Origin of the sequence: Thomasclavelia saccharogumia DSM 17460, from assembly GCF_000686665.1 — a bacterium.
Classification (GTDB): domain Bacteria; phylum Bacillota_I; class Bacilli_A; order Erysipelotrichales; family Coprobacillaceae; genus Thomasclavelia; species Thomasclavelia saccharogumia.
This window is the reverse complement of record NZ_JMLH01000079.1, coordinates 1-12,478: the sequence shown is the minus strand read 5'-3', so window position 1 is coordinate 12,478 and position 12,478 is coordinate 1. Positions and strand designations below refer to the sequence as shown.

The 12,478-nt window shown below is 27.2% G+C and carries 8 protein-coding genes and 1 pseudogene; 5 read left to right on the top strand and 4 right to left on the bottom strand.

The genetic code is table 11. From position 1 onward, the window contains the following. The 3 genes and pseudogenes from BR82_RS15900 to BR82_RS0112990 form a co-directional block, all read left to right on the top strand. Positions 1-284, top strand: a pseudogene (locus BR82_RS15900) (hypothetical protein); the annotation flags it as partial. A 141-nt stretch (positions 285-425) separates the two neighbouring features. Beyond that, positions 426-3,317 carry a PD-(D/E)XK nuclease family protein gene (locus BR82_RS0112995; protein WP_027090536.1) on the top strand — a complete coding sequence of 964 codons (2,892 nt, stop codon included), beginning with the start codon at positions 426-428 and terminating at the stop codon, positions 3,315-3,317. After that, entirely contained in the window at positions 3,307-7,011 is a 3,705-nt protein-coding gene (locus tag BR82_RS0112990; protein ID WP_027090535.1) for a UvrD-helicase domain-containing protein, read from the top strand. Before BR82_RS0112995 ends, BR82_RS0112990 begins: the two co-directional genes overlap by 11 nt. 363 nt (positions 7,012-7,374) lie before the next feature. On the opposite strand, the gene BR82_RS0112985 is transcribed toward BR82_RS0112990, so the two are convergent. After that, positions 7,375-8,382, bottom strand: a complete 1,008-nt coding sequence (locus BR82_RS0112985; RefSeq protein WP_027090534.1) for a nucleoid-associated protein — start codon at positions 8,380-8,382, stop codon at positions 7,375-7,377. A gap of 67 nt (positions 8,383-8,449) precedes the next feature. Between BR82_RS0112985 and BR82_RS0112980 the strand changes: the two genes are divergently transcribed. Continuing rightward, positions 8,450-9,175: a YaaA family protein gene (locus BR82_RS0112980; RefSeq protein WP_027090533.1), complete on the top strand. Its 726-nt coding sequence runs from the start codon at positions 8,450-8,452 to the stop codon at positions 9,173-9,175. Between the two features lie 18 nt (positions 9,176-9,193). On the opposite strand, the gene hisC is transcribed toward BR82_RS0112980, so the two are convergent. From hisC to pfkA, 3 genes are read right to left on the bottom strand one after another with little or no spacing between them, the layout of a single operon-like run. Next, entirely contained in the window at positions 9,194-10,249 is a 1,056-nt protein-coding gene (hisC, locus tag BR82_RS0112975) for a histidinol-phosphate transaminase (RefSeq protein WP_027090532.1), read from the bottom strand. 12 nt (positions 10,250-10,261) lie between these two features. Beyond that, the gene (locus BR82_RS0112970) at positions 10,262-11,041 is read right to left on the bottom strand and encodes an HAD-IIB family hydrolase (RefSeq protein ID WP_027090531.1); all 780 of its coding nucleotides are present in this window, start codon (positions 11,039-11,041) and stop codon (positions 10,262-10,264) included. A gap of 9 nt (positions 11,042-11,050) precedes the next feature. Next, positions 11,051-12,010, bottom strand: coding sequence for a 6-phosphofructokinase (pfkA, locus tag BR82_RS0112965; RefSeq protein ID WP_027090530.1), 960 nt, complete (start codon positions 12,008-12,010; stop codon positions 11,051-11,053). A gap of 159 nt (positions 12,011-12,169) precedes the next feature. On the opposite strand from pfkA, the gene BR82_RS15895 reads away from it, so the two are divergent. Beyond that, a partial coding sequence (locus BR82_RS15895; protein ID WP_034865088.1) for a PD-(D/E)XK nuclease family transposase occupies positions 12,170-12,478 on the top strand: 309 nt, incomplete at its 3' end.

The following is a 12,478-nucleotide window of genomic DNA, read 5'->3' as shown; positions in this document are numbered from 1 at the left end:
AAAGGCTAGAGGAATACAAAGAAAACTATCTAATGTGGACATTGAATGATGAAATACCATTTACTAATAACACAGCCGAAAGAGGATTGAGGTCAAGCAAGACAAAGATGAAGGTATCAGGGCAATTCAACAATATGAAGAGTGCGCAATACTTTGCAAGGATCAAGAGCTACATTGAAACAGGACATAGACATGGGATAGGAAGTTATAGACTGATAGAAGCAGCACTCGAAGGTAAGCCATATACAATTGAACAAATGAAAAAGCATAACGAATTTGACTAGAAAAAGGTTATGCTTTTTTGAGTACTGTTATTTATACTGTGAATAGTAACAAAATTATTTATTAGATTATTGATCTTTGGATATTTATTAAAGCATAATTATTTAATATATGATAGAATAAAAAGTACGGAGGTTTAGTAAATGAAAATATATCGTGGTTTAGAATACAGTTTAAAAATAAAAAAAGTAATTATTGATAGTATAAAAGCCGCTAAAAATAATCCTTTTTCAGATTACTATTTTATTGTTGATGATCCATTATTTTTTGAAGAGGCTTTTTTTAAATATACTGATACTTTGTTTAATTTAAAGATTATTAATTATAATAATTTATTAAAAAAGCTCTTAGATAATTATCATCTTTATCAATATGAAAAATTATCTATATTAGAAAAAATATTAATTACTAAAGAATTGATCGAAGATTCAAATAATCTTTTTAATACAGAAAATAAGATGCATTTAATTTATGAGTTAATAAATATATTTGACTTATTTTACCTAGAAGAAATCAATAACCCACAATTAAATAATTTACCGCCACTATCTAAAGAAAAAATAACAACGATCATTAAACTCTATCAGCTGCTTTTTAAAAAAATTCCTGATTTTAAATGTTATCAGTATGAAGAATTATTATCTAATAAAATAAATAATAACATTGCAAATAATCACTATATTTTTATAACTGAAAAAATATTAAACAAACGCTGTTTTCAATTAATAAAGGAAATCGATAAATACTGTGATGTAACTATTTTAATCAATGACTGTAATGATTCTCGTGATTTAAATATCCCTTTTAAAAAAATTAAAGGTGATGATTATTTTGATAATTTTGATTTTTCTTATCTTAATCATTTAAACAATTATCTATTCTCGCTTCAAGCCCCAAAATTTCCTCATAAAACACCTTTATACAGCTTAGCACAGACAACCCCAAAAGCTCAAATTGAAAGTGTCGTTTTAGATATCTATCAAAAAATCGTTGATAATAAAATGCATTATCATGATTTTGCCATATATTATCCTAATCAAGAATATTTAGAGCTGCTTACTGAAACTCTTGATAATTTTAATATTCCTCACAACATTAAAAAAACAATTATTTTCAAAGAATTTGAAGCTTGTTTATCATGGCTTAAATATTGCTGTAGTAATGATGATAATGATCTGCTTGATCTATTGGAAACAAAAGTTATTAATGGCTATAGTGATTTTAATTATTTAGATATAATCAAAAAAAATTATTTAGAGACTGGTGTTATTGAAGATCCTTTTACAGCAAAATATAATTTTACTAATTGTTGTACTTTAACTGATTTTAGTTCTGTAATGCTATCATTTATAAAAAATGAAATTATTTATAGTCAAAATCAGGCTGCATTGATCAATTTTTTTAATAATTTAACTAGTTTACAAACATTTACAATAAAAGATTTTTATTATCTTGTTGAAAAATTAAAACCGGTTTTAAAAGAAGATAAACAAATTTGTAGTGACCATCTATACTTATTAAATTATAATCAATGTTATAGCGGCATTCTTGAATGTTCAAACATTTATTTAGTTGGTGTAAACGAAACAATTGTCCCAGCTCAGTATAAAGACACTGGTATCTTATTAGATCAAGACTATCAAATATTAAATTTGCCTGACTTAAATTATCAAATTGGTCTAAATCAAAATAATATTTTAAAAGCACTAAACAGTAATACCAATTTTACTGCAATTTGCTTTAGTAACACTACTATTGATGGTCAACCATTATTAAAATCTTCTTTATATAATCAATTAACACAGATGTTTTCTATTACAAAAATCGATCCTCAAAACGATTATTTACATCATAGCCTAAAAAACAAACTATATCTTTTAAATAAACAAGATCCTGATTCTAAACAATTAAACAGCATAATCAAACGCTATAAACAAAGTAACAATCAACCAGATCATTTATCTATTCCTTTATTTTCATCACAACTTTCATCAAGTAAACTAGAAACATATAACAGCTGTCCCTATAAATATTTTAATCAGTACGGTTTAAAAATTTATCCATTTAAACAACCTCTTTTCCAAATCAATGAAATTGGAACTATTACTCATTATGTTTTAGAAAAGACCACACCATTATTTAAAGATAGTCATGCTGTGCAAAAAATTGATCATAGTTATATAAAAAAACTGATTAATAAACATGTTGATGAATACATTGACATTAATGGTTTAAATGATAAATTAAAATATGGTACTAATCATTTTATTATTACAATGATCAAAGAAGATTTAATCAATACTATAATTGTATTAATTAATCAAATGAAAATTACTGATTTTAAAATTATTAATAATGAAGTAGAAATCAATTATAATTATCCTGATTTTAAATTTAATGGCATTGTTGATCGCGTTGATCAATATAATAATTATTTAAAAATCATCGATTATAAATCCAGTAATAAAGATCTTGATATTTCTTTAGCTATCCAGGGATTTAATATCCAGATGCTGCTATATTTGGACGCTTTAACAAAACAAATGAAGCTAGATAAAGGCGCATTACTATATTTTAATACTAAAAAAAGAATTCTTGCCAGTTCATTAAAAATAACTGAGGAAGAAAATAGTATTAATTTTTTTAAACAATACAAGATGAATGGTTATGTAAATGAAGAAGTGATCGAAGCTATTGATAATTCTATCGAAAAAGAATCGACGGTTATTAAAGCTAAGTTTGTTAAAAAAGACGATTGTTATAAAGGAAATATTTTAAGCAGTTTTTCTTTTGAACGTCTTTTAGCTTATGTCAACAAGCACATCCAAGAATTATATCAAGAACTTATTTCCGGTAATATCCAAATTAATCCTAAGGGAAGTGATGATGCCACGACTCATACCAAAGTAAATCCATGTAGCTATTGTAATTATCGAAGTCTATGTAATTTTGATGTTTTCTATAATGACTATACATTAGTAAACACTGAAAATCTTGAATATTTAATCAAGGAGGAAGTTAATAATGTCGATTAACTCATTAAATGATGGCCAATATGAAGCTGTTATTACCCGTAACTGTTCAATTCTGGTTTCGGCACCTGCTGGTTCAGGAAAAACAAAGATTCTAGTAAATCGTATCATGGCCTTAATTGAAGAAGATGCTTATAACGTGAATGAACTACTAGTTTTGACATTTACTAATGCTGCTGCCCTAGAAATGAAACAGCGTTTACAAACAGCATTAGAAAAACGTCTTCAAGAAAATATTTCTGAATCACTAAAAGTACATTTATTAAAACAAAAGCATTTATTACCTAAAGCTTATATCACTAATTTTCATGGCTTTTGCAGTACTTTGTTGAAACAGTATGGCTATTTAATTAATTTAAACAGTAAGTTTGATATTTGTACCGATCCAGTTATTATCAAACACCAAATTCTTGATCAATGTATTCAAAAATGGAGTAATGATGAAGCTTTTATTGAATTTATGAGTACATATTTTCCTGAATATTATTTCAGTAAATTTAAAAATGCTATTTTTAAATTTGAAAATCTAAGCAACACTATTTACAATTTTGATAATTATCTTGAAGAAATTAAAACCACGATCTATCAACATATCATCAATGGTAATGATGATGCCTATAATTCTTGGCCAATTAATCAAAAAATTATCGAATTATTAAAAATGCAGGCTAATATGGGATTAAATAAAGTTTATGAACTAGCCGCTTTTGCTAGTGATCATAATTTATCATTTTATTACCAAAATCCTTTTGGTCCTGATAAACCTAAAAAAGCCGATTTGCCAAGCCCATTTGACACACATCTAAAGTACTATCATGATGTTATTGAAGCTTTAAATAGTAATCAAATAGATAAAATAATCATTGCTAGTAATGCTGCTTTAATTAAAAGCTATGATAGTAGAGGGTTATTTAATGATGATAATGAAGAATACAAGACAGAATATAATCGTCTTAAAAATAATATTGTGAAATTTTATAAAGATAAGTTTAAAGATCTTGTTTATGATGATTTTGATGAATTTAAATCAACTTTATCATCATCTATCGTTCCTTTAGAAAAACTTGTTGCTTACTTAAAAGAATTTAAACAAGCTTATAGAGAATATAAACAAGATCATAATATTTTAGATTTTAACGATTTAGAGGCTAATGCCTTAGAATTATTAGAACCAAAATATGGTATTGCCGACTTATTATATAAGCAGTTAAAAGAAATTATGATCGATGAATATCAGGATACTAATCAAATACAAGAAACTTTGATCGATAAGATTGCTGATTTAAAAGAGCCTAAAATAAATCGTTTTATGGTTGGGGATATGAAGCAATCAATTTATCGCTTTCGAGAAGCTGATCCCGAAATCTTCAATGAAAAATATTTAACTTTTAATCACCTTCCTAATACAAAAAGAATAGATCTTAAATTTAATTATCGTTCTAATAAAATTGTTCTTGACAGTGTTAATTATATTTTTAATCAAATTATGGATACTAATATCGGTGGTCTTGACTATTATTTAGATGAAAGTGCTAAATTAAATTATGATTTTTTAAGAAAAGAAGGTGCCCAAGAATTAAGCGACTTATCTAAAGTAAAAAAACAAGCGACAAAACGCCTTGATGAAGAAACACGGTTTACTAGTGAAGTTCTTCTATCATATCAAACTAGTACAAGTTTAGGTGACGCCGAACTTGAAGCAAAAATGGTTGCTAAAAAGATCCAGGATATTGTCGGTAAGCTTGAATTAGATAATTTTGATAAAACTACACGACTTGCCAATTATAAAGATATTGTCATCTTAATGCGCAATACTCGCAGTTTTATTGCGTTTAAAAAAATATTTTCACAATATAATATTCCTAGTCATATCATTTTATCCCAAGGTTTTTTACAAGCTCCCGAAATAATTAGCATTATCAATGTTTTAAAAGCATTTGATAATCATTTAGATGATATTGCTTTTACTAGTTTATTAAAAGGAAATTATGTAATTAGCTGTTTTGATGAAAATATGCTTGCTGCTATTAGAAGTGATGATAGTCTATCTATGTATGATAATGTAATAAAATATATTGAATCAAAACAAACGAATTATCAAAACCTAGAAAAATTCATTGATTATTACCATGGTATGCGCCAATATTTTAATCAACATACTGTAAAAGAAGGCCTAAATAAATTTTATCAAGATAGTGAATACTTAAGTTTTTCTGCCTCTTTAATAAATGGTGTTCAAAGGGTTGCAAATCTTGAATTACTGCTTCAAAAAATGGAAGAAATGAAAAATGATTCTTTACATACAGTTGTCACTAAATTTGATCAAATGATGAAAAATGGTGTAAATATGTCTCCAGCAATGGTTGCCAGTAATGATGATAATGTTGTTTCTTTTATGACGATTCATAAATCTAAAGGATTAGAATTTCCTGTTGTGTTTGTTTCAAATCTGCAAAATAAATTTAACCAGCAGGATGCCCGAGAAAGAATCATCAGTGATAAAAAATTAGGTATTGCAATCAAACCGCGCTTAAAGCAGCAGCTTGAGCCTTACCAGGATGTTGTCATTGAATATGAAAATAAGTATCGTAAAATAATTGCCAGTTATCAAACTAACGAGGCTATAAATGAAGAAATGCGCATTTTTTATGTTGCTTTGACTAGAGCTTCACAAAAACTTATTTTAACTGGTTTAATTAAAGAGCCCCAAGATATCATTAAATGGCAAAAATATGTAATTAACAATTATAATGACATGATTATTAATTCCCGTTGTCAAGACAAAGTGATTCTATATGATAATGCAAGAAAACAAAATAGTTATTTAGACTGGTTAGGCATATCTTTAATGTCCCATGATGATATTATTAATCAGGGACTTAACAAAAAATTATTAAACAATCAAAATACTGACGAAATAATTGATGAGATCAAACATAATTTTCAAACTATCATGATTAATAAAAGTAAAAATTTAATTCAGGAAAATACTAAACATAGTAAATTTTCAATTACAATATTTAGCCATGAAGAAATTGAAAGACAAATCATCATTACCAATAAAAAAGAAATGATTTTTAATTTAAACGACTATTACCATTACAATAATTTTAAATATCCTTACTTGATCAATTCAGATAAAGCAATTGCTGTCACGCGAAAAATCGAAGATGGTGATCGTATCTTTGAAGATGTAAGCTATGATATCGATGATTCTAATATTGCCCCAACTACGCGAGGTACCATTATTCACAGTGTTCTTGAACATCTTGATATTAAACCAGATTTAGATTTAGATGCCAATCTAACTTATTTAAAAGAATCTGGTCTTTATGACAAAGAATCATGGCAAATAATTGATAAATATTATGATTATTTTAAAAACTTCGTAAATAGCGATGTATTTAAATTAATGTGTAATACCAAACATTTATATAAAGAAAAAGAATTTTCAATGTTGGAAGATGGTCAAATTATTCATGGTATCTTCGATGTCATTTGTATTGATGATAACGATGTTACGATCATTGATTATAAAACCGATAATATTAAACAAACCACTTCTGATGATATACTGAAATCGTTACATAAACCACAAATGGATTATTATAAAGAAATATTAGCTCGTGTTTTTCCACAAACTAATATTAAAGCAATCGTATATTATCTACATATTAATAAATATGTTATCTTGTAGTCATTCTGTTTATCAAAGTTGTGTTACTATCGTAATTATCCAATAATGTTAAATTCATTTAATAGACAAATAAATAAAAATGATTTATTTTTAAGATAGGTCAGTAATCATAAAACTAAGTAATATCATGCAATTATAAATTTATCACAAGAAGATTTAGCTCAAAATTTATGTTATATAAGCAATTTTTAATTGTGAAAAAATCATTCAGATATTCATCAATGTATCTCTAAACTAATTAATAGAAGGATATTATGAAAAAATTCAATACTGTTATTTAAATTGCCAACAATTATTAATTAATTTTATGCTAAAAAGACAATGATTCAATCATTGTCTTTTTGATTAAAAAACTAAATATATTTATTTTACAACTATATCTTTTATATTTTTAAGAATAATTCGTGTCATTCCCCGTTCATCCATTTCCCGGGAAATATCGACACCCTCAAGATAATCCTCAACACTTAATTCAATAACTCGATCATCATCTAAAACTAATTTACAGCGTGACATCCGATCTAAAGATACAGGTACATTGACAATTACATCATCTTCTTCAATACCTAAATCTTTCATTATCGTCTCAACTTCTTCAGTCGCGTTATAATCATTGCCCATAACTTTTTTAGCTAATTCCATTGGTTTTACTGGGCGATGTTCCATCACTAGCTCTGCCAATTCTCTTTTGACAACTGGTAATGGATCACCTTCAATAACCCCATATTCACTATCCACTTTTTTTACTACCTTATTAACAATACTCATTTTTTGCTTATCGGTTAATTTAGGTTCTCCTTTAATATATTGCTCATTTAAATAATAGCCTGGCTTTCCATCAATCATAAATCTTTTTTCGATAATTGACAAAATACCATCTTCAATATTTATAATTATTGCTTCTTCAACAGCCATTGTCTTATTTGGTAAAATCTGCTGATTCACAAAACGAATACTGCGAACTCCATTATTTTCTTCAATTAAACTCATTGGCATAGTTTTATAATTTAATTTAATAATTAAAATGTATTTTTTACCATCAACTTTACATTCAACAAACATCAGATTTGCATTAGGCATTTCTTCGATTTTTGTACAAAGATCAAATAGATCCTGGGTAATTTTTATTGATTCTTCTTTAAAGTTATCATCATTTTCTATCATTTTTCTTCCTGACTGTAATAGATGATGTTCACTTCCGATTATCAGTTGTTTAATTCCTGAATTTTCTAAACATTTTTCAATTTTTTTATCATAATATTCTGTTGTTCCTTCGGTCAAATTAATAAAAGTATCCGAATAAACTACTTTACTATGTTCTAAATCTAACATATGAATTAAAATTTTATCAATTATAATTGTATTATTCATTCTTTCATCACCATGACAAGTATATCATATTTTGACAGTTTAAGGTATAATAAACTTGGTGATTAAAATGAAAATAATTATAGCGCCTGCAAAGGTAATGAAAACTAAACAAATTAATATAGAAAAAACTGATTTGCTTTTTTCTAAAAAAACAGAACAATTAAATAAATATTTGAAACAATATTCAATTAATGAATTACATGATTTAATGAAAATATCTTTTAAAATGGCTGAAACTGTTTATACTTATTATCATGAAAATTATGAATCTACTCCTGCTATTTATTGTTATCAGGGAACTGTTTTTAAGCAAATCAATTTAAATACTTATAATGATAGTGATTTCAATTATTTAGATAAATATCTTAATATCATGTCTGCATATTACGGTATCTTAAAATATAATACTAAAATTACACCTTATCGTTTAGATATGATCATGAAATTTGATTTAAATTTATATGATTTCTGGCAAGATGAGGTAAACAACTATTTTAAGGATGAAGATTATATCATTTGTCTTGCCTCTAAAGAATTTGCAAAAATGATCGACCATCCCCATTTAATTAATATTGATTTTGTTGAGAAACGAGCTGATAAGCTAGTTCGTAATTCAATGTATGTTAAACAGGCTCGTGGCAAAATGTTAGATATCATAGCCAAAAACAAAATTATTTTATTAGAAGATTTAAAAAAAATCACTTTTGATGACTATCATTACAATGATCTTTTATCAAATACTAATAATTATGTATTTATTAGAAATGCTAAACAACAATATAAAAAATTATAACAGATGGTTACCCATCTGTTATTTTTTTAGATATTTAGTTAAAAACTGCAACATCACTTCCATTTGTTCATCCGTTCCGATTGTAATTCGCAGATATTGCGCAATTCTTTCTTTATTCCAATGACGAACAATGATCCCTTCTTTTCGTAAAGCCTTGAACAGTTCTTGACCATCTATGTCAGGATGTTTTACAAATACAAAATTGGCATAACTATCAGGAACAATAAAGCCCAATTGCTTCAATCTTTGTTTTGTCATTTCTCTAGTTTTAATTATTTTAGCACACTTAGCTTTAGTATCTTGATCATCTAAAATACTTGCTAAAGCTATTTGTTGGGTAATATAATCTATCGGATATGAGTTGAAAGAATTCTTCACATCATATAAATGACTGATTGCCTCTTTATTTCCTAGGGCAATTCCTAAGCGAATTCCTGCTAACGATCTTGATTTTGAATATGTTTGAATTACTACCAGATTTTCATATTTATTAATTAATGGTACACAGCTTTTACCCCCAAAATCAATATAAGCTTCATCTACAACAACAATACTATCAGGGTTATTTTTTAAAATAGTTTCAATAAAATCTAAATCTTCTAGTAATCCCGTTGGTGCATTAGGATTAGGAAAAATAATTCCACTATTTGTTCGCATAAAATCATTAACATTCATTTTAAAGTTATCATCAAGTTTAACTAACTGATAATCAATTTGATATAAATCACAATAAACAGGATAAAAAGAATATGTAATATCTGGAAATAAAACAGGCTCTTTCCCATTAAAAAAAGTTAAAAAAGTTAACGCTAAAACCTCGTCAGAACCATTACCAATAAATACTTGTTCCTCATCTAAATTATAATAATCAGCTAAAGCTTTCCTTAAATCAACAGCATCGCTATTAGGATATAATCTTAACTTATCAATATCTATATTACTAATTACTTCTTTAACTTTCAAACTCGGTCCATAAGGATTTTCATTAGTATTCAATTTAATCATATTTACAATCTTAGGCTGTTCACCTGCCACGTATGGTTCCACTTTACGTAATTTATCTTGCCAAGTCATTTAATTTCCCCCTTAAATTATTTCTGCAATCAACTCTGATAAATTTTCAACCTGCCGATAACTATATTTCTTGACTTCATCATTTACACGATTGAAGGTATAACCATAATCAGCATGCTCAAACATACTAATATCATTATATGAATCTCCAATTGCATAACTAATTAAATCATCATTAATTAAATTAACCAAATTAGTAATTCCTGTTCCTTTAGTACAATTACTTGGGGTAATATCTAAATAATGTTGATTTAATGTTCCTTGAGCATCACTATTATAATTTTCAGCAATAAAATTCTTGATTTTTATAACATTATCTAATTGTTGATCATCCTGATGTATCGCTATTATATCAAATTCTTTTGTCTTTGAATATTCCTTTAAAAAGTCATATTCTTTAACAGCAATCATCCCCTGAGCACTATATCTATATGTTTGATTACGATAATATGCCAATGTCTTCTTTCCATCAAAAAAGTAAATCCACAAATTATTATATTTTAAACACTCTTCAATAATTCTAACTCCAGCTTGTTTTGAAATTGCCTGTCGATATAAAACAACCTCATCTTTATTCAAGATTTGAGCCCCGTTATTTAAAATAAGATAATCATAAGCTAAGTCGTGCTTATTAATTTCGCCCCTGACCTCTTCAATATTTCTACCAGTATTAAAAACAAATATATTTCCAGCGTCTCTAAATCTTTCTATCATTACTTTATCTTTTGAATAAAGTAATCCTGATTCATTAATAATCGTTCCATCCATATCACAAAACAAAATTTTTTTCATCTTACTCTCCTAAACTAAATCCTCAAACAAACAATAGAGTGCTTCTTTACTTTTATTAGTTTCCATTAAAGCTTCTTCTATTCCTTTAGCTACAATTTCACTGTTTTTTAAACAAACGCATTGGCCACTTTGCTTTTCAAGCAGCAGTTCAATTGCCTTACCAGCCATTCTTGAAGCCAAAATACGATCTTCTGGAACCGGTGAACCTCCTCTTTGAATATGTCCTAAAACAATTGCTCGACTTGAAAAACCAGTTTCTTGATTAATTCTTTTAGCCAATTTATCAACATCAAAAATTTTTTCACTAGCAATAATAATTGCATGCCGCTTATGATAAACAGCCTCATTTTTAATCATTTCAGAAATAACAAAATCTTCATCATATCCAGTTTTATTAGTAATAACTAATTCACTGCCACAAGAAATCGCAGAGTAAAGCGCTAAACTATCTGCATTGTTTCCCATTACTTCAATTACAAAACAGCGATGATGTGAACTTGAAGTATCTCTTAATTTATTTACAGCATCAATAATATTTGATAATGCAGTATGAAACCCAATCGTTTCATCAGTTCCATTAATATCATTATCGATCGTCCCTGGTATACCAATACAGTTTATTCCTTTTTTACTTAAAGCTAAAGCTCCACGATAACTACCATCACCACCAATTACAACAAGACTGTCAATGTCAAATCTTTTTAAATTTTCAATTGCTTTATCTTGTACTTCATCCAATTTAAATTCAGGTAATCTTGAAGATCCTAAAATCGTTCCCCCTTTAGCTAAAATCTCTGAAACATCACTATATCCTAGTTTCTTTATCTTCCCTTCTACAAGTCCCTGATAACCATCATATACACCATAAACTTCAAAACCTCTTTTAATTCCAACTCTAACTATCGCTCGAATTGCTCCATTCATTCCAGGAGCATCACCACCTGAAGTTAATACTGCAATTTTTCTCATTCCTATACCCCCCAAAAAAATTTTATATTAATGATTATAGCATAATCATTAATGAATAATTAATTATTTCTAATTTAAAAAATAAAAAATTAAATTAATTATTATTTTTTAAAGTAATTCTCCTTTTTAGATTGTAAAAGATAATGAGGAGGAAAAAATATGATTCATGAAAAAAATATTATCCAAAATAATGTCAGCTTTAGTAATGACCTGTTCTTTAAATATCTGCTTTCCAGAGATACTTTTGAATCCCAAAAAATAAGAAAGTTTATCGTTAAATCTGTCACTGGTCTTGACTGTCAGCAGATGATTGTTAAAAATCCTGAAATCAATCAAAATACGGTCCTCGCTAAAAACATCATCCTCGATATCTGTGCGGTTGATGAAAAAGGTCGAATCATTGATATCGAAATGCAGATGGCTGGCAACAGTAATAGCGAAAGTACAAGGTTTCAGTTCTATGGGGCC